Origin of the sequence: Streptomonospora wellingtoniae (assembly GCF_031845375.1) — a bacterium.
Classification (GTDB): domain Bacteria; phylum Actinomycetota; class Actinomycetes; order Streptosporangiales; family Streptosporangiaceae; genus Streptomonospora; species Streptomonospora wellingtoniae.
This window is the reverse complement of the sequence record NZ_JAVREK010000039.1, coordinates 1-22681: the sequence shown is the minus strand read 5'-3', so window position 1 is coordinate 22681 and position 22681 is coordinate 1. Positions and strand designations below refer to the sequence as shown.

At 72.1% G+C, this 22681-nt stretch carries 23 protein-coding genes; 11 read left to right on the top strand and 12 right to left on the bottom strand.

Going from position 1 to position 22681, the window contains the following annotated elements; translation table 11 throughout:
- On the top strand, positions 1-188 hold a 188-nt coding region (locus RM446_RS24080; protein ID WP_311547730.1), incomplete at its 5' end, for a hypothetical protein.
- A 35-nt stretch (positions 189-223) separates the two neighbouring features.
- On the opposite strand, the gene RM446_RS24075 is transcribed toward RM446_RS24080, so the two are convergent.
- Positions 224-1144, bottom strand: a complete 921-nt coding sequence (locus RM446_RS24075; protein WP_311547729.1) for a methionyl-tRNA formyltransferase — start codon at positions 1142-1144, stop codon at positions 224-226.
- Positions 1145-1396: 252 nt separating this feature from the next.
- Here RM446_RS24075 and RM446_RS24070 point away from each other — a divergent pair, with 252 nt between their 5' ends.
- A complete protein-coding gene (locus RM446_RS24070; RefSeq protein WP_311547728.1) occupies positions 1397-2428 on the top strand; it encodes a methyltransferase in 1032 nt (343 codons plus the stop codon).
- 161 nt (positions 2429-2589) lie between these two features.
- Here the strand turns inward: RM446_RS24070 and RM446_RS24065 are convergent, their stop codons facing one another.
- Entirely contained in the window at positions 2590-3234 is a 645-nt protein-coding gene (locus tag RM446_RS24065; protein ID WP_311547727.1) for a CGNR zinc finger domain-containing protein, read from the bottom strand.
- Between the two features lie 136 nt (positions 3235-3370).
- Here RM446_RS24065 and RM446_RS24060 point away from each other — a divergent pair, with 136 nt between their 5' ends.
- The 4 genes from RM446_RS24060 (at position 3371) to RM446_RS24045 (ending at position 7011) form a co-directional block, all read left to right on the top strand.
- On the top strand, positions 3371-4075 hold the full coding sequence (locus RM446_RS24060; RefSeq protein WP_311547726.1) for a haloacid dehalogenase type II: 705 nt from the start codon (positions 3371-3373) through the stop codon (positions 4073-4075).
- 235 nt (positions 4076-4310) lie between these two features.
- Positions 4311-4781, top strand: coding sequence for a hemerythrin domain-containing protein (locus tag RM446_RS24055; RefSeq protein WP_311547725.1), 471 nt, complete (start codon positions 4311-4313; stop codon positions 4779-4781).
- A gap of 392 nt (positions 4782-5173) precedes the next feature.
- Positions 5174-5512, top strand: coding sequence for a hypothetical protein (locus tag RM446_RS24050; protein ID WP_311547724.1), 339 nt, complete (start codon positions 5174-5176; stop codon positions 5510-5512).
- Positions 5500-7011, top strand: coding sequence for a sodium:solute symporter family protein (locus tag RM446_RS24045; RefSeq protein ID WP_311547723.1), 1512 nt, complete (start codon positions 5500-5502; stop codon positions 7009-7011). Before RM446_RS24050 ends, RM446_RS24045 begins: the two co-directional genes overlap by 13 nt.
- A gap of 60 nt (positions 7012-7071) precedes the next feature.
- Here the strand turns inward: RM446_RS24045 and RM446_RS24040 are convergent, their stop codons facing one another.
- Positions 7072-7704 (bottom strand): TetR/AcrR family transcriptional regulator, encoded by a 633-nt coding sequence (locus RM446_RS24040; protein ID WP_311547722.1) that lies wholly within the window; start codon positions 7702-7704, stop codon positions 7072-7074.
- A gap of 143 nt (positions 7705-7847) precedes the next feature.
- Here RM446_RS24040 and RM446_RS24035 point away from each other — a divergent pair, with 143 nt between their 5' ends.
- The gene (locus tag RM446_RS24035; RefSeq protein ID WP_311547721.1) at positions 7848-9032 is read left to right on the top strand and encodes a cytochrome P450; all 1185 of its coding nucleotides are present in this window, start codon (positions 7848-7850) and stop codon (positions 9030-9032) included.
- Positions 9033-9043: 11 nt separating this feature from the next.
- Positions 9044-9238 (top strand): ferredoxin, encoded by a 195-nt coding sequence (locus RM446_RS24030; protein WP_311547720.1) that lies wholly within the window; start codon positions 9044-9046, stop codon positions 9236-9238.
- A 126-nt stretch (positions 9239-9364) separates the two neighbouring features.
- Here RM446_RS24030 and RM446_RS24025 read toward each other — a convergent pair whose 3' ends face one another.
- Complete coding sequence (locus RM446_RS24025; protein WP_311547719.1) at positions 9365-10453, bottom strand: medium chain dehydrogenase/reductase family protein; 1089 nt, start codon at positions 10451-10453, stop codon at positions 9365-9367.
- 416 nt (positions 10454-10869) lie between these two features.
- Complete coding sequence (locus tag RM446_RS24020; RefSeq protein ID WP_311547718.1) at positions 10870-11460, bottom strand: TetR/AcrR family transcriptional regulator; 591 nt, start codon at positions 11458-11460, stop codon at positions 10870-10872.
- A 217-nt stretch (positions 11461-11677) separates the two neighbouring features.
- Between RM446_RS24020 and RM446_RS24015 the strand changes: the two genes are divergently transcribed.
- The gene (locus RM446_RS24015) at positions 11678-12637 is read left to right on the top strand and encodes an NAD(P)-dependent alcohol dehydrogenase (RefSeq protein WP_311547717.1); all 960 of its coding nucleotides are present in this window, start codon (positions 11678-11680) and stop codon (positions 12635-12637) included.
- A gap of 147 nt (positions 12638-12784) precedes the next feature.
- On the opposite strand, the gene RM446_RS24010 is transcribed toward RM446_RS24015, so the two are convergent.
- The 6 genes from RM446_RS24010 to RM446_RS23985 form a co-directional block, all read right to left on the bottom strand.
- On the bottom strand, positions 12785-13072 hold the full coding sequence (locus RM446_RS24010; protein WP_311547731.1) for an antitoxin: 288 nt from the start codon (positions 13070-13072) through the stop codon (positions 12785-12787).
- 333 nt (positions 13073-13405) lie between these two features.
- A complete protein-coding gene (locus RM446_RS24005; RefSeq protein WP_311547716.1) occupies positions 13406-14056 on the bottom strand; it encodes a TetR/AcrR family transcriptional regulator in 651 nt (216 codons plus the stop codon).
- A 47-nt stretch (positions 14057-14103) separates the two neighbouring features.
- A complete protein-coding gene (locus RM446_RS24000; protein WP_311547715.1) occupies positions 14104-15360 on the bottom strand; it encodes an acyltransferase family protein in 1257 nt (418 codons plus the stop codon).
- Between the two features lie 10 nt (positions 15361-15370).
- Positions 15371-15670: a hypothetical protein gene (locus RM446_RS23995; RefSeq protein WP_311547714.1), complete on the bottom strand. Its 300-nt coding sequence runs from the start codon at positions 15668-15670 to the stop codon at positions 15371-15373.
- Positions 15671-15751: 81 nt separating this feature from the next.
- Entirely contained in the window at positions 15752-18145 is a 2394-nt protein-coding gene (locus RM446_RS23990) for a glycoside hydrolase family 65 protein (protein WP_311547713.1), read from the bottom strand.
- The gene (locus tag RM446_RS23985; RefSeq protein WP_311547712.1) at positions 18127-18918 is read right to left on the bottom strand and encodes an HAD family hydrolase; all 792 of its coding nucleotides are present in this window, start codon (positions 18916-18918) and stop codon (positions 18127-18129) included. Before RM446_RS23985 ends, RM446_RS23990 begins: the two co-directional genes overlap by 19 nt.
- A 490-nt stretch (positions 18919-19408) precedes the next feature.
- Between RM446_RS23985 and RM446_RS23980 the strand changes: the two genes are divergently transcribed.
- Positions 19409-19879 (top strand): hypothetical protein, encoded by a 471-nt coding sequence (locus RM446_RS23980; RefSeq protein WP_311547711.1) that lies wholly within the window; start codon positions 19409-19411, stop codon positions 19877-19879.
- Positions 19876-20853 (top strand): universal stress protein, encoded by a 978-nt coding sequence (locus tag RM446_RS23975; RefSeq protein WP_311547710.1) that lies wholly within the window; start codon positions 19876-19878, stop codon positions 20851-20853. Before RM446_RS23980 ends, RM446_RS23975 begins: the two co-directional genes overlap by 4 nt.
- Before the next feature lie 42 nt (positions 20854-20895).
- On the opposite strand, the gene RM446_RS23970 is transcribed toward RM446_RS23975, so the two are convergent.
- Positions 20896-22401, bottom strand: a complete 1506-nt coding sequence (locus tag RM446_RS23970; protein ID WP_311547709.1) for a bifunctional aminoglycoside phosphotransferase/ATP-binding protein — start codon at positions 22399-22401, stop codon at positions 20896-20898.
- Positions 22402-22681 lie beyond the last annotated feature (280 nt).

Genomic DNA, 22681 nt, shown 5'->3' with positions numbered 1-22681 from the left:
CCGCGGTGGTGCAGAGGCAGCGCCATCCCGGGGCCGGGGCCCTGGTGGAGCGGTTGGAGCCGTCCAAGGGCAAGCGGGGCGCCTACCGGGTACTCAAACGCCATCTGATCGATGTGATCTACCGGGCTATGGTCCGGGACCGGGCGGGGTGGGTCCATGCCGCGGTCGAGCATCATCTCGCCGCTTGACATAGAAGGGTCAACGGGGTTCGGAGGCGCGCGTGCTAGCGGAAGCGGAACCCGCTGGAGAGTCCGACGTGGGCGGCCCATTCTCCGGCGGGGAGCTTGCCCCTGCGTGTGTGCCGCACCCGCCCGACGCGCAGCACGCCGCCGTTGAGCCGGACCGAGAAGCCCTCGTCGTCGACGTCGAGGACCTGGCCGGGCATGCCGGGGCGCTGTTCTCCGGTCAGGCGGCAGTCGAGGAACCGCAGCTTCTCCCCGTCGAAGCGGGTCCACGCGCCCGGCTGCGGGTCGCAGCCCCGGACGAGGTCGTAGACGGTCTGTGCGGGGCGGTGCCAGTGGATCTCCGCGTGCTCGTCGCGGCACGCGGGCTCGAACGTGGCGCAGGCGTGGTCCTGCTCTGCGCGCGGCGCCTCGCCGGCCGCCACCAGCGCCACCGCCTCGGACATGGCGTCCACCCCCAGCGGGAAGAGGTGGTCGAAGTAGAGGCTGCCGACGGTCGCGTCGGGCCCGATCTCGCACCGCTTCTGCAACAGGACCGGTCCGGTGTCGATGCCGTCGTCCGGCCAGAAGACGCTCAGGCCGGTCTCCTGCTCCCCGTTGATGACGGCCCAGTTGATCGCCGACTTGCCGCGGTGCAGCGGCAGCAGGCTCGGGTGGTATTGCGCCGTTCCGTACTCGGGCTGGGTGAACACGTCCTCGGGCAGGAGTTCGGTGACGAACGCCATGAGGCAGAAGTCGGCCTCGAACTGCTTCCACTCCACGAGGCCGCCGGGCTCCTTCAGGCTGCTGGTCGGCACCCGGGGGATACCCTGCTCCCCGCTCGCGGCCCACAGCGGGTCCTCCCGGCCGTCGCTGCCGGCCGGCGCGGGTGCCGCGACGCCGGCGACGGTGACGCCGTCCTCCTGCAGCCGCCGCAGCACCGCTTCTCCGAAGGCCGCCTGCCCGATGATGGCAACACGCATATATCACTCCCGGCTGAGATTTCCGTTGATCCCCCCGTATGAGCCTTTCGGCAACGTACCGGATGGACCCGGACCGGCTGCGGCCGGGGACGTCGGCGTGCCCGGTCCGGTTCGTTCCGGCGCTGGTCGGGGCGCGAGAAGTGCGCTACCCCCCGTCTCAGGTCGGCGGGCCCGGCGATGCCGACCGCCTCGGCGGAGGTTCGGCGGCGCCGGCGCTGGTCCCGGCCGTTCGGGCGCGGCTAGGCTCGTCCGATGGCGAACCAAGACGAGGCCGCCGATCAGCGGCGGGCAGTCATGCAGCTGATGCTCGGGTACATGGCGTCGCACGCGCTGGGGGCCGCAGCGCGGACCGGAGTGGCCGACCTGATCGGCGACGGGCGTCGGTCGGCGGAGGACCTCGCGGGCGAGCTCGGTCTGCCGCAGCAGTCGGCGATCCGGCTGCTGCGCGCACTCGCGGCCCTGGGCCTGCTGACCGAGGAGGCGCCCGGGCGGTTCGGCGTCTCGGCAACGGGTGCGCTGCTGCGCAGCGACCGCGCCGACTCGGTGCGCGGCATGGTCCGGATGTTCACCGACCCGGCGATGATGCGCGCCTGGGAGGGGATCGACGAGAGCCTGCGCACGGGTGAGCCGTCGTTCGACCGCATGTTCGGCACCGGTTTCTTCAGCCACCTGGGCGCCGACCCTGAGCTGTCCGCGCTGTTCAACACGGCGATGAGCCAGGGCACCCGGAGCGTGGCCGATGCGCTGCCCGCTTGCTACACGTTCGCCTCCGGCGCCACGCTGATGGACGTCGGCGGCGGGGACGGCACACTGATCGCCGCCGTGCTGCGCGCGAATCCCGGCATGCGAGGCATCGTGTTCGACACGGCCGAAGGCGCCGCCCAGGCGCCCGGTCGCCTGGAGGAGGCCGGCGTCGCCGACCGCTGCACCGCAACCACCGGCGACTTCTTCGAGGGCGTCCCCGCCGGCGCCGACGTCTACCTGCTCAAGAGCATCGTGCACGACTGGGACGACCGGCGGGCGGCGGCGATCCTGTCCCACGTCCGCGCGGTGGTCCCCGACCGCGGCCGACTGCTCATCGTGGAGCCCGTGCTGCCTGCCGCCGTGCAGCCGGAGGGGTTCTCCGGGCTGTACCTGACCGACCTGAACATGCTGGTCAACGTCGGCGGCCGCGAGCGCACGCGAGACGACTTCGAGGCCCTCTGCGCGGCGTCGGGCTTCGCCGTGTCCGACGTCCTCCCGTTGGCCGCGGGTTTCAGCGTCATCGAGGCGACCCCGGCCTGACGCGGCCGTCGCAGGCCTGACGCGTCGCCGCGACGCCCGCTCGCACACCGCAGACGTGGAACCGGAGCTGTCGCTCGGGCCCCGAACCCCGTTGATCTTGTAGCTATCGTGATGTAAAACGATTTTCAGTGACGATAGCTACAAGATCGACGGCACTGTGCCTAGCCGGGGCCGGGGCCGGGGCCGGGGCCGGGGCCGGGGCGGCGGGGGGCCTCGCCGGCTCGGCGGGCGCGGTGGTTGGCGACGTTGACGCGGTTGCCGCACAGGCCGGGCATGCAGTAGCGGCGGCGGCCGGGCCGGGTGGTGTCGATGAACACGCCGCGGCAGGAGGGCGCGCCGCACGGGCGGAACCGCTGCTCGCCGAGGGTGTGTACCACGCCGAGGACGCCGATGCCGCAGATGAGCGACAGGGCGTCGGCCGCGGTCGCTCCGTCGCGGAGCGGGACGGCCCACCGTGTGCGACCGCGGTGCGGGGGGTCGGCGACCAGGGTGGCGCCCCGGGCGGAGGAGGTGAGCGCCGTGGCGCCGGCGACGAGGCGGTCGCGGTCGGGGCGGTCGATCAGGTCGCGCACGGTCGTGCGCAGCGCGTGGACGGCACCGAGGTCGGCCGCGCCGCCGCGGCGGGCCAGTCCGCACAGGGCGCCGGGACCCCCGTCGGGGGACCGGCCGCCGTGCAGGTCGGCGAAGGCGACGAGGGCCGCCGGGTCGGGAAGCCGGTCGTCGCCGCGCCATACCTCGGCGGAGGTGTTGACCAGCTCGGTCGCGACCCCGGCCGCCCACACGTAGTCGTCCAAGGCAACTTGCATCTGCTGGCAACCTCCCGCTAGGTTCTGTTAACAGCAATTTTAGGCCTTACGCGGACGCGGTCCGATCCGCTGCGGTCACGCGGCCGGGAGTGGCCCCGCGCCCCGCGCCCACCGCTGCTCCCGGGAGGTCCCGCCCATGCCGGTGCTGGACATCGATGCCGTCGTCGTCGACGTGCTCGGCACACTCGTCGACGAACCCGCCGGGCTGCGCGCGGGCATCCGCGGACTCGACCCGTCGCTCGACGACGCCGGAGTCGAGCGCCTGCTGTCACTGTGGCAGGACCACATCGAGCGCGAGCAGCGCCGCATCGTCGACGGCACCCGCCCTTACGCCGCCAGCGACGCCCTCGACCGCGAAGCCGCCCGGCTCGTCGCCGAGGCCGCCGGAGTCGGCGACCCGGCCGCCGTGGCGGCGCTGGCTCTCGCCGGCCGCCGGCTCCCGCCGTGGCCCGACGCCGCGGCGGGACTCGCCCGGCTCGCCGAACGGTTCCCGCTGATCGGACTCTCCAACGCGAGCCGCACGGCCCTGCTGGAACTCGACGCCCACGCCGGACTGCGCTGGCACCAGGCCCTTTCCGCCGAGGACGCCCGCACCTACAAGCCGGACCCGGCGGTTTACCGGCTGGCCGCCACCGTATCCGGACGTCCGCCGGGGCGGCTCCTGATGGTCGCCGCCCACGCGTGGGACCTGCGCGGTGCGCAGGCACTGGGGCTGCGCACCGCCTACGTCGCCCGCCCCGTCGGCGACCCGCCCGCCGCCGCGGACCGGTTCGACCTGCACGCCGACGAGCTGGCCGGCCTGGCCGACCGGCTCGAAGCGGCCCGGGACCGATCCCGCTGATCACGGGCGCCCGGATTTTCACGGGCGCTCGGAGCGGCCTCCGGCGGCCCCGAGGCGGGCAGCCGCCGGACAGGTCGGCGTGCCGCCGGGGACGGCCGCTCGCTCCAGTCGATGCGCGCAGGCGCTGCTATGCTTCCGGCAGCGTCGCGTGCCGGTGGCAGCCAGTGCCAGGCATGGAGGCGCCGGACCGAAGGAGAGCGACGCATGACCAGTCGCCGCCCTTCGCCCCGCTCCTGTGAGTGAGGGCGAGAAGACCAGGCTTGTCGCCTGGAGCCGTGAACTGCGTTCCGTACACGGACGGCTGCGCGAGGCGCTGCACGTGACGCGGGAGGCGCTGGCCGACGGCGGTTCCGCCGAATCCGCCGCCCGCGACCTACTGCTTTTCTGCCACGGGTTCTGCAGCGCCCTGACCGGCCACCACGAGGGCGAGGACCGCGAGCTGTTCCCCGCGATCGCCGCCCGGCACCCCGAACTGCGCGAGACCCTGCGCCGCCTGCAGCAGGACCACTCGATGATCGCGCACCTGCTCGCCGGGCTGCAGGAGGCTCTCGGGCGGTCGGCGCCCCCGGCGGAACTGGACCGCCATCTTGAGGGGATCGCCGCGATCATGGAGTCCCACTTCCGCTACGAGGAGCGCCAGCTCCTGGCGGTCCTGGAAACGCTCGCGCTGGACACCGACCCGAGCCGCGTCCTCGGACCGCTGTGAGCCGGGCCCGCGCCGATCGGGCGGGCACGCGGGCGCCGTCGGCGGCGAACCCTTCCGGCCCGCTCCCGGGCCGGCGCGTCGTCGCGGGGCACGTCGTCCTTTTCCGGTGCGTCACGGTTATTCGACGCATCCTTGACGTAACCAGTCGGTAACCCACATTATTCGTCGACGACTTGAAGATCGTCTTTTGCCAAGGGTCCCGTGAGGCTCCGGTGCCGCCCGGGCCGTGCGCGGCGCCGTGCCCCCTCGGGAGGCGCCCGCAGGCGCCGCCTCGCGCACCGTCGGCGGGCCCGGCAGCGTCCTGGGGCGCGGCCACCGCCGTCGGTGTCCGTTACACGGGGTGACGGACGCCCTACGCCCCCGTTCCGGCGGAAGTACAGACAGGAGTGCCGATGTCCCCGACGACCGGCGGCCGGCCGCCCGACGACGCCGCCCCGGGCCGGCGAGAGCCGATCCGCCGACCCTGGCCCTGGGTGGGGCTCGGCGTGATCGTCCTCGCCGGCGTCCCCTGGTACCTGCCGCCCGGCACCGTCGGCCCGGTCGTCCTCGGCCTGCCCCTGTGGGCGCTGGTCGCGGTGGCGTCGTCCGTGGCGGTCGCAGCCCACCTGAGCTGGATGCTCTCGCAGCTGTGGAGCGTCGTGGAGGACGACGAGGAGTCCACGGGTGAGGCCGCGGGGCCCGACACGCCCCTGGACGACATCGAGGGGGAGGGGTACCGGTGGAGTCCCTGACCTTCAGCGGCGCGCCCGGGATCATCGTCCTGTGCGCCTACGCCGCGGTCATGCTCGGGATCGGCTTCTGGGCGGGGCGCCGCCGGACCGACAAGAAGCACACCCTCAAGAGCTACTACCTCGCCGGCGGCAACCTCGGCGTGCTCGTGCTGTTCTTCACCCTCTACGCCACGCAGTACAGCGGGAACACGGTCATCGGCTACGCGCCCCAGGCCTACCGCGAAGGGTTCCCCTGGTGGCAGTCGGTGACGTTCTTCATGGTCATCACCGCCGGGTATATGCTCTTCGCGCCCCGCCTCTACGTCCTGGCGAAGAAGCGGTCGTTCGTCACCCCCACCGACTGGATCCGCCACCGGTTCGGCTCGCCCGCGGTCACCCTTCTCGCGACGCTGCTGATGCTGTGGGCGCTGGCGAACTACCTCTTGGAGCAGCTCGTCGCCATGGGCCACGCCATCGCCGGGCTCACCGGCGGCACGGTCCCCTACCAGGTCGCCGTCGCCCTGTTCGTGTGCGTCATGCTCCTGTACTCCTGGACGGGCGGTATGCGCGCCGTCGCGCTCACCGACGTCATGCAGGGCATCGCCCTGCTGGTGGGTGTGGCCCTCCTGCTGGCCGGCGCCTTCTACCTCACCGGCGAGTCCCCGGCCGGAACGACGCGGTACCTGATCGAGAACGACCCCGAGGCCGTCTCCTCGCCACCGCTGGAGGTCTCGGTCAACTGGATCTCGATGATCGTGATGGTGGGGCTGAGCATCTGCCTGTATCCGCACGCGATCCAGCGGATCTATGCGGCGCAGAGCGAACGCGCACTGAAGCGTTCCCTGCGGTTCCTGGTGTGGATGCCGCTGGTGACCGCGGGAGCCGTGTTCTGCGTCGGGATGGTGGGGATCCGCCTCTTCCCGGGGCTCTCCGACGGGGACTCCGAGCAGTTGGTCGGGATGATCGCCAACGAGGTGGGCGCGATCAACACCGCCTTCTACGTCGCGATGATCCTGCTCTTCGGCGGCGTCGTCGCCGCGATCGTCTCGACCGCCGACTCGGCGTTCCTCTCGCTTTCGTCCATCATCTCCAAGGACGTCTACGGCCGCTACGTGAATCCGCGGGCCGATGAGCACCGCCAGGTCCGCCTGGGCAAGACCGTCGGCATCGGGGTCGTCTTCGTCCTCCTGCTGCTGGCGTGGAACCCGCCCACCACCCTGGTGAACATCTTCGTGCTGAAGATGGAGCTGCTGGTGCAGCTCGCCCCGGCGTTCATCCTCGGGATGTACTGGCGGCGGCTCACCGGAACCGCCGTCTTCTGGGGCATGGCGGTCGGCGTCGTCATCGCCGGCGGTATGACGTGGCTGCAGATCGAGGACGTGTACGGCGTGCACGGCGGGATCGTCGGCCTGCTGGTCAACGTCGCGGTGTGCGTCGCCGGCTCCCTGTCCGCCCGTCCGCGGGCACTGCGGCAGGACCGTTCGGAGCCCGAGCACCCCCGGCAGCTGCACGAGGAGTGAGAACACCGCCCCGCTTTCGCCCCGGGGCCGGCAGCGCGGAGCGCGCTTGCCGGGGCGGGCTCAGCGCAGCGGGAGCTCGCCGGTGCGGATCGGGTCTCCCGGCAGCACGCCGGCCGCGCCCGCCCGCAGGCCGTCGAGCATGATCGCGCGGGCGCGGTCGAACACGCGTGCGGCCGACTCGCGGGCGACCGGCGGCTGCCGCAGGACGAGGGAGAACAGGATCGCGACGTCGCCCGCGCCGACGTCCGGTCGCATCGCCCCCTCCGCCTGCGCCGACTCGACGATGCGCGTGAGCTCGTCCATCAGCTCGCTGCGGATGCCGCCGGTCCGCGGGTCCTCGCTCAGGATCTGCCGGGCGCGATCGGAGACCAGGGCCAGCTGGACGGTCACCCGCAGCCGGTGGGAGCGGTCGACGACCCGGACCAGCGCGTCCCACGCGGTCGGCTCCTCGGCCGCAGCCGCGCGCGCGTCGTCGAGGACCCGGCGGAAGTTCTCCTGGGCGACCGCGCGGATGAGCGCCTCCCGGTCCGGGAAGCGCCGGTAGAGCGTGCCGACGCCGACCTCGGCCCGGCGTGCGATCTCCTCCATCGGCACGTCGGGCCCCTGGTCGGAGAAGGCCTCACCGGCGGCGGCGATGATCCGGTCGCGGTTGCGCCGCGCGTCGGCGCGCAGTCGCGTCTGCGATTCCGTCATCTCCCCGCTCCTCCCCGGTGGCCGCCGGACAACTATCTCACCCCCGGAGTATGTGGACGGAAACATTCCGGATCGGTAGGTTGGATGCATAAGCGGAAGAGATTCTTCCGAATATCCTCCTGTTCGGATTCTGGGGTGGAACAGTGACCGCTCAACCTGCCGACGCGCTGCCCATCACCCGCACCTGCCCCTACGCGCCCCCGGACGAGCACCGCCGGCTCCGCGCCGAGGCACCGGTCTCCCGCGTGACCCTGCCCACGGGCGCGACCGCATGGGCGCTCACGCGCCACGAGGACATCCGCGCGATGCTCGTCGACCCGCGGTTCAGCTCCGACCGGCGCAAACCCGGCTTCCCCGCGCTGATCAAGGGGCAGCGCCTGGACACGGCCGCTCCCCTCTCCCTGGTCAGCATGGACCCGCCCCAGCACGGTCCGGCCCGCCGCGCGGTCGTGGGCGAGTTCACCGTCAAGCGCATGGCCCGCCTGCGCCCGCGCGTCCAGGAGATCGTCGACGAGCGCATCGACGCGATGATCGCCGGACCGCGTCCCACCGACCTGGTCGCGGCGCTGTCGCTGCCGGTGCCGTCCCTGGTCATCTGCGAGCTGCTCGGCGTCCCCTACGCCGACCACGTCTTCTTCGAGGATCGCTCGGCGCGGCTGCTGAGCCGGACGGCCTCGCAGCAGGAGCGCATGAGCGCCCTGGGCGAGCTGCGCGGATACCTCGCCGACCTGATCCGCGCCAAGGAGAAGAAGCCCGCCGACGACCTGCTCAGCCGCCAGCTCGCCACGTCGGAGGACCGGGAGGAGCTGATCGGCCTGGCGACCCTGCTGCTCCTGGCCGGCCACGAGACCACGGCGAACATGATCTCGCTGGGCACGATGTCCCTCCTCGAACGCCCCGACGACGTCCGCGCGATCGTCGAGGACCCCGCGAAGGCGCCCGCCGCCGTCGAGGAGCTGCTGCGCTACTTCACCATCGCCGAGTTCGTGACCTCGCGCGTCGCGGTCGCCGACGTCGAGATCGGCGGTGTGCTGATCCGCGAGGGCGAGGGCGTGGTGACGCTCGCCAACACGGCCGACCGCGACCCCGAGGTGTTCGACCGGCCCGACGAGATCGACATCGAACGCGGCGGCCGCAACCACCTCGCGTTCGGCTTCGGCCCGCACCAGTGCCTGGGCCAGAACCTGGCGCGGATGGAGCTGGAGATCGTGTTCACCACGCTCTTCGCCCGCATGCCGGGACTGCGTCCGGCCGTCGCTCGCGACGAGCTGCCGTTCAAGGACGACGCGAGCCTCTACGGCATCCACGAGTTCCCGGTGACCTGGTAGGGAGGACGACGATGCGTATCGCAGCCGACACCGGCGTCTGCGTCGGGGCGGGCCAGTGCGTGCTCACCGATCCGGAAGTGTTCGACCAGGACGACGACGGCACCGTCGTCGTCCTGGCCGAACACCCGGAGGGCGAACACGCGGCCGGTGCCCACCAGGCGGTCGCCCTCTGCCCGAGCCGGGCGCTGACCCTCGTCGCCGACTGACCTCCGCCCGCGTCCCGCACCCGCCCGGGCGCGGGACGCGGCCCCCTCGGCCCTGATTGACTGACCACTCACAATCGGGCGCGGTCGGCGGCGAGGTCAGCCGCCGCGCGGGCGGCCGGGCGCCGCTCAGCCCTCCTCCGACCCGACGAGCACCACCTTGCCGATGACCGTCCCGGACTCGGCGAGCGCCATGGCCGCTCCCGCCTCGGTGAGCGGCAGCCGGGCCGCGACCTGGGCGCGCAGGCCGCCGTCGGCCAGCAGGCCGAAGACGGTGCCCAGGTCCCGGCGCATGCGGGCGCGGAAGCGCCGGGCGTTCCGCCGACCCGCCCAGAGGTTGTAGAAGTGCGTCCGCCGGCCGTTGGGCAGGACGCGCCACACCGCCAGCCGCAGCAGCAGCCGCAGGACCGGCAGATGCGAGGACCCCGCGACGTCGCGTGTCGAGGCCGTGCCGTAGGAGACGAGCGTCCCGCCCCGTGCCAGCACCCGGAAGGAGTCGGTGATCCCGGGGCCGCCGACGTGGTCGAAGACCGCGGCCACGCCCGCGGGCGCCAGGGCGCGGACCTGTGCGGCGAGGTCGCCGGCGCGGTAGTCGAGCGGGATCGCGCCGAGCGCGCGCACGGCGTCGTGGTGGCGCGGCGACGCCGTCCCGACGACCCGGATCCCGGCGTGGCGGGCCAGCTGCGCCAGCGTGCTGCCCACGCCGCCGTTGGCCCCGTGCACCAGCACCGTCGCGCCGCGCCGCACGCGCGCGACGCGGTGCAGCATCTGCCAGGCGGTGAGGCCGTTGACCACGAGCGTCTCGGCCTCGGCGGGGTCGACGCCGTCGGGAACGGGAACCAGGTCCCCGGCGGGCACGGCGACCCGTCCGGCCCAGGCGCCGGTCTTGGTCACGGCGGCGTAGCGGCGGCCCACCGTCTCCGGCGAGACGCCGGGGCCGACTTCGGTCACGGTGCCGATCAGGTCGTAGCCGGGGACGAAGGGGAAGGGCGGCTGGTCGAAGTACTTGCCGCGGCGCATCTGCTGCTCGGCGAAGGACACGCCGGTCGCCTCCACGCGCAGCACCGCCCGGCCCTCCTCGGGCGGGGGCAGGGGGCGCCGCGTGATCTGGAGTCCGTCCGGCTCGACCTTGCCGGGCAGCACGATCTCGACGGTCTCGCGGTCGTGCGCGGCACCGTGGTCGGCGGAGCCGGAAGGCGGGGTGTGTGCGGTGTCCATGCTGTCCTCCTGGAGAAGGTTTGTGAACCGGCTCTCGGTCCGCGGTCACGAGCGGTCGACGATTCCGGGGGAGTGGGAGCGGGGAGCGGCCCCGGTGTCGGCCGGACCGCTCTTGCGGCGGTCCGGCCGGCGGCGGAAGCCGGGTCGACGGAGCCTGCGTCAGTTCCACATGCCGAGCATCAGCACGATCGACAGGCTCAGTGCGGCCAGGGCGCTCCACCACAGGGGCTTTTCGAGCTTTGCGAGCACTTCTTCTCCTCAACTTTGTGAGTGATTAGTCAGTCACTTCGACCGGGCGAAAAACGCCGCCGACGGCGGTGGGGCCGGGGTTCAGGACCAGGCGACGAACATGCCCACGGCCAGGGCGGCCAGCGGAGCCAGGGCGATCCAGCGCAATGCGAGCGCGGTCATGCGGTTCACCTCCCTTCCGGTGCGGGGGTCGACGGCGCGGGGTGGTACATCCCCCTGGTCAGGGTGCGCGCCCACGTCGCGTCGACGGAGTCCAGGTCCAGCGCCGCGATGAGGTGGCAGAGCTGGCCCATGGCGATGAAGTGCTGGACCTGCTCCCCCCGTGCTCCGGAGAGCCGGTGGGCCAGCGAGACCGCCGACGCGTACCCGCGTTGCACGGCCGCACGGACCTCGGGGATGTCGGCGACGCTCTGGGCGTGCACCAGCATCATCAGCACGGAGCGGTCGGCGATCAGCTCGGCGTACGCGTCGCCCATCGCCTCCAGCACCTCGGCGGGGGAGTCGCCGGACGCCTTCTCGGCGCCGAGGCGCAGTGCGTCCTCGATCAGGCGGTGACAGCGGTCCACGGCCGCCACGAACAGCCCGAGCTTCCCGTCGAACAGGCGGAAGACGTAGGCCTGGGAGATCCCGGCCGCCGCTGCGACGTCGGCGACCGGGGTCGCGTGGTAGCCCATCTTCGCGAAGACGGGCACCGCGCAGGCCACCGCCTTCTCGCGGCGGGCCTCCGCTGTGGAACGGGGGGCTTCGGTGCGTGCCATGTATGTGAGTACACACTCACAACCCGGTTCCTGTCAAGTCGCAGACCGCGACAGCGGCTGATCGATCGATCATCGACAGGGGTCAGGAGATCCCCGCGTCCTCCGGCGGGCTCTCGGGGAGGAGCGCGGCCCCGATCGGTCCGGCTGAGACCCCCGATTCCGGGTTCGCCGCCGCTACGCTGATACCCCAAGTTGCTGCGAGACAGGAGTCTCCCGCATGAGAGCCGTCAGCCAGGATCGGTACGGGACGGCCGACGCCGTCACCGTCGAAGACATCCCGCAACCGGTCCCGGCAGACGACGAGATCCTGGTCCGGGTCCGCGCCGCCTCCCTCAACGGCTCCGACCGCGAGAACCTCGTCGGCCGGCCCTACTACGCGCGCCTGGCCGGACTGCGGCGCCCCCGCAACCCGGTGCCGGGCTCGGACGTCGCCGGGGTCGTGGCCGCGGCGGGGGACTCGGTGACGGAGTTCGCGCCGGGAGACGAGGTGTTCGGGGAGCTGGCCGGCTACCGCGGCGGACTCGCGGAGTACGTCGCGACCCCGCCCCGCCTGCTGGCCCGCAAACCCCCCGGCCTGTCCTTCACGGAAGCGGCCGCGATCCCGCAGGCGGGGTGCATCGCGCTGCAGGCCACGCGCGGGCTGCGGCCGGGCGAGCAGGTTCTGGTCAACGGCGCGGGCGGGGCCGGCGGCGCGTTCGTGATCGGTCTCGCCAAGCACCTCGGCGCCGTGGTGACCGCCGTGGACCGTGCGGACAAGGCCGACCACCTGGTGCGCGTCGGCGCCGACGCCACGGTCGCCTGCGAGGACGAGGACTGGTCCGGCCACCGCGGCCGATACGACCGCGTCGTGGACCTCGTGGCGCACCGCTCGCCTTTCCGTGTGCACCCGGCGCTGCGCCCCGGGGGGACCTACTTCGTGGTCGGCGGGCACACTCGTGTGCTGCTCGCGACGCTCTTCGCGGGGCCGCCGATCCGCTGGACCACGGGCAAGCGGGCCGGGGTGCTGGTGGTGCCGCAGTCGCGCGCCGACCTGGAGGCGGTCACCGCCCTGGTCACCGACGGGGCCGTCGTCCCTCCGGCCGCCGACCGGGTCTATCCTCTGGAGGAGGCGCCGGCGGCGTTCGTACGGCTGGTCGCGGGGGACAACCGGGGAAAGATCGTCATCGCCATGCCCTGACGCGGGCAGGTGCCAAGAAAAGGAGCGGCACTGCGGCCGCCCCCCGGCACATGGCCGTCGATCTTGTAGCTATCGCAAACGGAAATCGTTTTCCTTCACGTTAGCTACAAGATCGACGGGGTTCCTGCCTCGCCGACGGGTCTCCGGTCAGCGGCGCCGCCCGTGATCGTCGCCGTCGGGGCGGTACCGCGGGACCGAGCCTTCGGAGCGGTGCCGCAGGTCCCGGTCGTGCGGAGCGCCGTGGCCCGCACGGCCGCTCTGCTTCGCGAGGTACTTCGACGCCGCGCCGGTGGCCTTGTCGATGTGCCGGTCGTACCTGCCCCCGGTGCGCTTCTTCACGGTCTCGCTGACCGTGCGCAGATGCCGGTTCGCCTTGCTGGGGTTCCTGCGGATGAATCCGAGGACCTGCCGGAGCAGGCTCTGCAGGTTGGCCATGGTGCTCACCTCGAAATCGAAGGCTCCGGGGGAGCGTGCGTTCGCCGCACGCCCGCGACGCGACATGTCGCGTCACTCTCGAGTGTAGGCAACGATCGAGGCCCTGTTCGTGAGAAGGGAGGAGAACATGACAACCCGGGGCAGCGGTGTGTCTACGTCGGGCTGGTCGCGGAGCGGCGCCGTCTGCCGGGGGGAGCGCAGCGGCGACGTCGGCGCCCGGCCACCCGACGCTCGGGCTCTCGCCGCGCGCCCGAGCATCTCTACGCCGACGGTGCCGAAGACGGCGTCCTCCCATCCGGGCCCTCGGGATCGGGCGTCCCCGCCGGGTGTGGGTCACGGTTCGCGCGTGTCGCCCGGCGCCGCGCGAAGCCCGCGGGTCAGAAGCCGCTGGTTGGCGGCGCTGCGGTCGTGCAGCGCCTCCGGCGCGAAGACGGGGTCGGCGAGTGTATGCCGCATCACCGGTTCCAGCAGCATAGGGCCGAGCATCAGGAACAGCACCTGGTAGGGCTCCCACAGTCGGTCGGACTCGGCTTCGGAGTCGGGGATCGCCCCGGTCTCGACGTCGCCGCCTTCGCTCAGCATCGCCAGGCGGGCCCGCGTACCGTTGAGGAGCCGGGTGAACAGCTCGCCGCTGGCCGCACCGCCTTCCAGGAGCGAGCGGCGCAGGTAGTTGCGACGCAGTTCGTCGGCGCCGAACAGGCGGGCCGTGACCGTGCCGAACGTCGCCAGCAGCCCTTGTCTGGTGGCTGGGGCGTCGAACTCCGCCAGGATGCGGTCGAAGGCGCTGAGGGCGTCATCGTCCACAGCGCGTCGCAGTCCGTCCTTGGAGCCGAAGTGGTGGCGGAGCAGGGCGTGGGACACGTCGGCCTCAGCCGCGATAGCGCGGGTGGAGGTGGCCTCGAAGCCCCGTTCGGCGAACAGCCGCAGCGCCGCCATCCGCAGGCGGGCGCGCGCGGTCAGGTCGGATGCCGGCGGCTCACTCATGATCAGCAACCTACCGCGTCGGCTGTCCGGTCTTCCCGCCGGCAAAGCTAAACCAGCGCGCGCAAGTATGGAATCCGCCGTACGCACCAGGCCAGTGCGAAGCCGGCCACGACGCCGACCGCTGCCACGACGCCGAACGCGGCCAACGGGCCCGCGGGCGCCCCCGAAACGGCGTACTGCAGGGCGACGACCACGGGCACGTGCAGTACATAGACGGTGAAGGCGACCGGCGCAAGCGCACGGACCAGCCGGCTGGGCCCGGCGACCCATTCCCGGAAGGCGATGAGCAGCCCGATGGACAAGGCCGTGCTCATGAGCGTCTCCGTCGTGGACCACAGCAGCGACCCGGCGTTCCATCCGCCCGTCGCATAGACGCCGCCCAACCAAGGCTCGGCAACGAAGTGGGCTGCGGCCAACGCGGATCCGGCTCCCAGCCAGACGTAGCCGGCCCGGGCCGAGAACGCGGAGAGCCAACCCCTCCGGTAGGCCAGAATCCCGAGGACGAAGAACGCGGTGTACTGCGCCAGGTCGGCCGGTTCGGCCTGGATGAACTCCAGAACCGGAACCCACCGGTCCACCGGGTACCAGCCTCGCAGGACGAACGTGGCGACCGAAACGACCAGAATGAACACCGCGATCGCTGCGGTGCCGGGCGCCTGGCCGCCGGGGCGCACGCGCGGCGATGACGGGTTGCGCGGGCTGCGCCAAGCGGCGGCCAGCGACCCGGCTCCGCGCCACGCTGTGTACAGCACCGCATAGACCAGCAGATGCTGGAGGAACCACAGGTGCCCGAACTGGCGGTCCGGCCAGATCGGTCCGGACCAGTCGTCTGGGCGCTGGCCCGCGCCCAGGTAGACGTCGGTGTAGTAGGCGGCGAAACCGATCGGGCCGTAGTCGCGGAAGTTGAGGTAGTAGGCATACATCAGCACCGGGATGAGCACCAGGAAGCCCGCGAGGATGGGCGGGACGAACTGGCGGAACCGTTCCGCCAGGAATCTGAGTCCGCCCTTGCGGTCGTAGGAGCGGGGGAGCAGGAACGCCGACACGAAGAAGAGGAGGCTCATGCGGAACGCGCCGCTGACCGTGGAGAGGGTCGACAGCACCGGCGAGCCGTCCGCATCCTCGACGTACCACCAGTCGGCCGGACCGTAGGGCTGGCTGGCGTGATGCACCACGACCAGCACGATCAACAGCAGCCTGAGGTTGTCGAGGTAGTACAGCCGTGGCTGATCCGTTCCGTCCGAGGGGTGGACCTCGCCTGCCCGTCCGCGCGGCTGTCCATTTGCATCATTTGCTGTCCACATGGACAGCAGTCTAGAGGTCCTGTGAAACGAGCCGAATACGCGCACCGACATCCCGGGGTGGCGTCAGGGAGATGTCAGGGAAGTCCCCGACACCCGACCCCGCCCCGCGCAGCCGCGGTTGACCGGTGACGGCGCCGGACTCGTCCGCCGCCTCGACGATGAGCACCGGCGGCCTCGGCCGCGCATACGCCGGCTGCCGCATCTGGCCGGCGTGGTCGGCCGGATCAGGGAGGCCCCGCCCGTCGCCGTCCTCGACGAAACCGACGCGTTCGTCCGCGACCTGTCCGAGCACGAGCGAGACGACGAGCATCTGCTCTGCCCGGCCCCTCCGGGCAGGTGGACGGTTCACCGTGGTCTTCGACCGGATCCTCCGACCTTGCGTCGAGAGTCCTTATCGTGTGGGCAGGACGCGTGTTGCGCCCGGGGAGGCGGTGGCGGAGTGGCCGCGGCACTCGACCGCGAGCGGCGGCAGGGACGAGTGGGGCGGGGTCACTCGCACCTCAGTGGCGCCGATGTCGAGGCGGACGCCGTGGTGTCCGGCGAAGCGCAGGTGGAAGGACAGGTGCGGCAGTTCGGGCGGCAGGGCGGGGTTTAGACGCATGACCCCGTTCTGAGCGGACAGGCCGGTGTAGCAGCGGATGAGCACGTCGACCGTGCCGGCCATCGCACCGAGGTGGATGCCCTCGGCGGTGCTGCCGCCCTGGGAGTCGTCGATGTCGGAGCGCAGCGCCTCGCGCAGGAAGCGCCAGGAGGCTGCGCGGTCGGTGCGGGAGAGCACCCAGGCATGCACGACCGCGCTGAGTGTGGAGCCGTGCGAGGTGCGGGCGAGGTAGTAGTCGACGGTGCGGGGGATGAGCCCGGCATCGTCGGCGCGGCCGCCGTAGCCGAGGCTGTGCAGGATCTCCCGCAGTTCTTCGGCCGAGAGGAGGAAGAACAGCATGAGTACGTCGGCCTGCTTGGAGGCGCGGTAGCGGTTGCAGGTGTCGCCTTCGGCCTCCAGGATGCGGTCGAGGCGGCGGATGTCGCCGTAGCGGGCCCGGTAGGCCGACCAGTCGAGTTCGGCCAGGTCCTGGTAGCCGGCGAACTGGCTGATGACACCGTCGTGAAAGGGCACCCGCATCCGGGCGCAGATGCGTTCGAAGCGTTGCGTCTCCGCGGCCGTCAGCCCGATCCGCTCCCTCAACTGCCGCCGCGCCGTCTCCGGCAGCTCCTGAAGGGCCTCCAGTGCCCTCTGCAGCACCCACACGGTCATGACGTTGGTGTAGGCGTTGTCGTCCACCCCCGGCTCCTCGCGGTCGGGGTAGCCGTCGTGGTATTCGTCGGGCCCCATCACCCCGCGGAGCACGTAGCGGCCCAGGCGGCGGTCGTAGCTGGTGAGGTCGGCGAACGAGCGGGCGATCTCCAAGAGCAGCTCCGCGCCGATCTCCTCCAGGAAGGCGGCATCGCCGGTGATCCGGTAGTGCTGCCATGTGTTGTAGGCGATCGCGATGCCGACGTGGCGCTGCAGATGGGAGTTGTCGTCCCGCCAGCGCCCCGAGCGCGGGTTGAGATGCAGGCGCTGAGTCTCCTCGCGGCCGTCGCTGCCGCTCTGCCATGGGAACAGGGCCCCGCGCAAGCCTTGGGCGCGGGCGGCGGCGCGAGCCTGGGGCAGCCGCCGGCGGCGGTAGCGCAGCAGCGCCCGCGCGGTTTCCGGTAGGTGCAGGTTCAGCAGTGGGAATACGAACAGCTCGTCCCAGAAGACGTGGCCCCGGTAGGCCTCGCCGTGCAGGCCGCGGGCCGGCACGCCGACATCGAGGTCGGCGGTGTGCGGTGAGAGGGTCTGCAGGAGGTGGAACAGGTGCAGGCGCAGGATCCGGCGGTCGCCGGCATCGCCGGCGTCGACCGTGAAGTTCTGCCACAGGTGGCGCCAGGCCAGCGCATGGTCCTCCATCAGATCGGCGAACCCGCCGGCCCGGGCGAGTGAGGCACGCGCGGCTGTGAGGGGGTCGCCGATGGCGTGGTCGCGCGAGGTGTGCAGCGCGACGGTCTTCTCCACGGTCACTGGGCGCCCGCGGACGGCCTCGATCCGGAGTACGTTGCCGATCCAGTCGGGCCGGGCGTCGGCAACCGCCGTGCACGGGACCGGTCCGCAGGTCACGCGTGTGCGTGCGGCCACAGCGATACCGATCCCCGAGGCGCTTGCCTCCGAGCGCAGCCATGTCTCCGCCGGTGCGGCGCCCCCGGTGCCCCGAGGCACGAGGTGTCGGCCGTTCAGCTGTCGGTAGCGCTGAACTCCGGCGTTGGTCACCGTCCCGTCCAGCGCGGAGCGCACCCCCAGCGTTCCGCTCCAGTTCTGCGGGGTGAGCTCGACCTCCAGCGCCGCGAGGTGCGGCTCTGCCATGGAGACCAGGCGGCGCTGTCGGACACGGGTGGTGCGGCCGCTGCTGTCGCGGTAGTGAAAGGTGCGCGTGAGCACGCCCGTGCGAAGGCTGAGCTCAAGGCTCTGGTCGTTTGGTCCGGTGCCGCCCTCGCCCAGCCAAGGGCCGCCTTCGGCGCTGAAGGTCAGCGGCAGCCAGTTGGGAGCGTTGACCGTTTCCTCGTTCTCCACCTCGCGGCCTGCGACGTAGGAAGTGGTGCGGTTGTAGCAGCCGGCGATGTAGGTGCCGGGGTAGTGCACGCCGTCGGCGCGCGACTCCGGGGCTGCGGCGCGAGTGGCGAAGTAGCCGTTGCCGAGCGTGAACAGCGACTCGCGCAGGCCCTCCCGCGCGGGCTCGAAGCCTTCGTAGGTCAGCGTCCAGGAGTCCACTCGTCCTCATTCTTCTCGGCTACGGTCAGCTCCCCCAGGTCGGAGACCACGACGTGGGCGCCGCGGGTGTAGAGCTGCGAGGCCTGCTGCACCCGGTCGACTCCGACGACCAGTCCGAAGCCACCGCGCGCCCCGGCCTCCACTCCGGCCAGGGAGTCCTCGACGACGGCGGTGCGGGCGGGAGGCGTAGCCATCCGGCGGGCAGCCTCCAGGAACAGGGCGGGATCGGGTTTGCCGGGCAGGCGCAGCCGTTCGGCGTCGCGCCCGTCGACGCGCACGTCGAAGAGGCGGGCGGCGCCGGCCGCCCGGACGATTGCCGCGCAGTTGCGGCTGGCGGAGACGACCGCCGTGCCGATCCCCGCTCGGCGCAGGGATTCGAGCAGCGCGATCGTCGAGGGGTAGGCGGTGACGCCGTAGGCGCCGACGTAGTCGAGGAAGTAGCGCTCCTTGCGATCGCCGAGCGCGGCGACAGTCAGGGCGCGCGGGTCGGCGTCGGGGCCGTCTTCAGGCAGGGTGATGCCGCGCGAGGCAAGGAAGGTGCGCACTCCGTCCAGCCGTGAGCGGCCGTCGACGTAGGCCAGGTAGTCCTCGCGCAGCGCGAAGGGAACGTACCGCTCGCCTTCCGCGCTCAGGTGGGATCGCAGGAAGTCGTCGAAGGTGCGCTTCCAGGCAGCCGCATGCACGGAGGCGGTGTCGGTGACGACGCCGTCCATATCGAAAGCGACCCCTGTGATCTCCCCCGGCGCGATCACCGCGTCACGCGCGTGCTCCACGTTGCCTTCTCTCACCCGGCCCGCTTTGCGGGCGGCGCTGTCGCAGGGCCGGCCGCCGATGCATCGACTGCGGCGGTCTCCCTTGCTCCCATTCCACCTGGGCCCCGGCCGTCCGCCCAGGGCCGTTGGGCGCTTCCGGAGCGGCCGAAGTCCGCGTTCCCAAGCCCTTGAGGCCCGCGGATTCTGGGCGTGGGTATCGTCGCCGCCGGCCGCGGCCGCCGGCCGCGGCCGGCGGCGACGCGGATCCAGTCTTCGCGGTCACCGCCCACCAGCGCAGAGAGCTGTGCTTCTGGTGCCGTCATTCGACCGGGCGGGGGCGCGCCACGGAGCGCCGTGCCTTTCGAAGAGGGTCATAGGTCCCGCTCCGCGCCCGCAAGGCCGGGACGTAGGCCACGCGGCGGCGGGAACGACGGCGCTAACGCGGGGTGAGCGCCGCGCGGAGACTGGTTCCGCCACCAATTCCGAACTGACGGTTTCCATGGAGGCGGTTATGGGTCCTCGGCAGAATCGCACCGCTCCGCGCACAGCGGTCTTCCAACTCGACGGAGTCGACGCGTCGGTCGCCGCCCACGTGCGGGACCGGTTCGCCACGCTGCACCATTACACCTCGGAGCCCTTGGGCGACGTCTGCGCCGGTGTGCGGGCGGTGGCGGTCGCCGGCTACGGCCGCCTGATCGAGGTGGAGGCCTACGCCGACACGCCGACCGGGCGCGCGCAAGCCCGCGCCGAGGCCGACAGCGTCTGCGCCGCCGTGGACAAGGTCCGCGACCGGTTGTGCATACGGCTGGCCGAGCATGAGCTGCGCGCGGCGCGCGCATCCCAGCCCGAAACAGCGCACATCGCTCCGGCGCACAAGGGGCTGCGGTGGTGGCTGCGCTGGGGGCCGAAGCACCGCGACCAAGGCGGCACGACCGCGAAGCATGGCGACGGCGCAACGGGACCTGAGAGGACCAGACGATGAACGGCACCGAATACACGCACGCGGTCGGCAGCGTCGACTCGGGTAAGGAGGAGAGCGGCGCGAACCGCATCGTCGTCGGCGTCGACGGCTCGCCCTCCAGCGGAGCGGCACTGGACTGGGCGGGCCGGGCAGCTGCCGGCCGCGGAATGGGACTGCTCCTGGTGCACGCGCTCAGCATGTCGGTGCTCGCCGCACCGTTCGGCCAGACCATCCGGGTGGCGCCGTCACCGGAACTCACCGCCTGGGCGGAGCGCCTACTGCGTGAGGCCGCCGGCCGCGTCGCCGAAGCACTGCCCGATCTGGAGGTGGAGACCCGCATCACTTCGCTGGATCCGGCCCCGGCGCTGCTCTCCGCCGCTCGCACGGCCGCGATGGTGGTCGTCGGCTCCCGTGGACTGGGCGGCTTCGCTTCGGTGCTGCTGGGGTCGGTGAGCATCCGCGTCAGCGCCCACGCTCCCTGCCCTGTCGCGGTTGTACCCGCGCCCGTGGAGGAGGACGAGGCGGCTGGCGAGGCCCGCAGGACCGTGGTCGTGGGGATGGACAGCTCGCCGGATGCGGACGCCGCCCTGCGCTTCGCACTCGACCATGCCTTCCGCATCGGGGCTCGGCTGGTCGCAGTGCACGCCTTGGCGGTCCCGGCGCCCATGGACGCCGAGGCTTTCACGGCCTCGGCCTTCACCGCCGACCGTGAGTTCGCCGCCGCGCGGGCCGACAAGCAGGTCCGCACGATGGTGGAGGAGGCGCGCAGCGCCGATACCGCCGACGTTCCGGTCCGCGTCGCCGTGGTCGAGGACCATCCGGCCCGCGCCCTACTCGCCGAGGGGGCCGGAGCCGACCTCGTCGTGGTCGGCTCGCGCGGGCGCGGCGGATTCTCCGGGCTGGTGCTGGGCTCGGTGAGCCAGGCGGTGCTGCACCATGCTCCGGTCCCGGTGGCAGTTGTCCGCCCGCGTTCCGGGCGCGGCATGCACCGCTGATTCGCGCATGCCGGGCAAGCCCTCAGCCAGGCCGGGCCCTGGCTAGTCGGCAGTCGTAGCCGTGTCACGCGCCGCCGACGAGCGACCGGTGTCCGGCAGGCCCGGGACCGGTTCGTCCGGGTCCTGCTTCGAGGTGTCGACGACGACCGCCTCCGGCCACTCGGCGAAGGCGGCCTCCATTCGTCGGGCGACCCGGGCGTCCGCGTCCGAGACCGAGTCCGCCTCGCGCGCACGCCGAGTCAGGCGCCGATCGATCTCGTCGGCGGGCGCGGTGCAGTGTATCTCCGTCAGGTCCGCCTGCGCCTCCTCGGCGAGGTCCCGGGCGCCGTGCCGGTGCCGTGTGTCGGCGAAGGAGGCGTCCAGTACCACCGACTCGCCCATGGCCAGCAGACGGCGGGCCCGGTCGAGGAGGTCGCGGTAGACGGCGCCGGTGTTGCCTGCGCTGTAGAGGCCCGTGCCGTGGGCGGCGGCCGCCGATTGCAGCGGGTCGAGTCCGGCGCGTTCCTTGCGGACCCGGTCACTGCTCAGGCGCACCATCCCCCGGCGGTCGGCCAGGTGTCCGGCGAGCGTGGACTTCCCCGTCGCCGGGGTGCCGCCGACGACGACCAGTCGGACGGCGCTCTCACGCAGGTGGCGCAGACAGATGTCCGCGAGGAGGTGGGCCTGGTCTCCGGCACCTTGCCCGCCTTGCTGGGCGCGCAGGCAGGCCACCTTGGCCCGCACGAACGCGCGGTAGGCGGTGTAGTGGTGGCGGAGCGCGGTAGGGGCGGGGTCGCCGGCGAAGTCGGCGTAGTGCTCCAGGAAGGAGTCGGCGGCATCGGCGGCCCCGAGCCGTTCGAGGTCCATCGCCAGGAACGCGGCGTCGTCGAGTCCGTCGACGAAGCGGAGGTCGTCGTCGAACTCCAGGCAGTCCAGGATGCGCGGTCCGTCGTCCAGGCAGAAGACGTCGTCGGTGAGCAGGTCGCCGTGTCCGTCGACGATTCGGCCCTGGTCGATGCGGGAGGTGAGCAGGGCGTGGCGGCCGTCGACGAACCGCAAAGCCAGGCACTCGATCTCGTCGGTCCGTTTCTCCAGAACGTCCTGCGGGAGTGCACGCACCTGGGCGAAGCTGTCCCTCCAGCGTCCGCGCAGCGCGGGAGCGGCTCCCTGAGCGGAAATCTCGTCGCCGCGGTCGGAGTCGAAGTGGAAGGCGGCGAGGACGCGGGCGATGCGCCGCAGGTCGGCACCGACATCGGCGCCCAGATGCACCAGGGTGGACAGGCGTCGCGCGTCCGGCATACGGCGCATCGCCACCAGGTGGTCGACGGCGTTTCCCCGCGCGTCGCTGACGTCGAATACGCCGTCGTAGACGTCGGGCGCCAGTCGGCGGTTCAGGTCGACCTCGCGGCGGCAGGCGGCTAGGCGCAGCTCACGAGTGCTGTAGTCGAGGAACCCGAAGTTTTCGGGCTTCTTCATCTTGTAGGCGCGGTCTCCGACGAGGAAGACCACACCCGCGTGGGTCTCGCGCACGGCGGCATAGGGGGTGAAGGTCTGAGCGGTCGGTGGCATGGGTTCCGTCCTTGCTGTGTGGGGTCCCCGGTGCACTTGCTCTCGCCGGCCGTGCGTCGTTCCGTTCTTCGGTTCCAGACTTCGCCGTGGGCCGTCCGGCCGACAGTGGCCGCGGACCCGTGGCGGGCGGACCTTCGTACCGCGGTGCGGCGACCTAGATCGTTGATGGGGGTTGTTGGGTGTCCCGGGTCAGTGGTCGTAGGCGATCAGAGACCGTTTGACCGGGGCGTCGATGAGCCAGTTGTGCCAGATCGCGGCGTTGAGGGCGCAGATGCGCTGG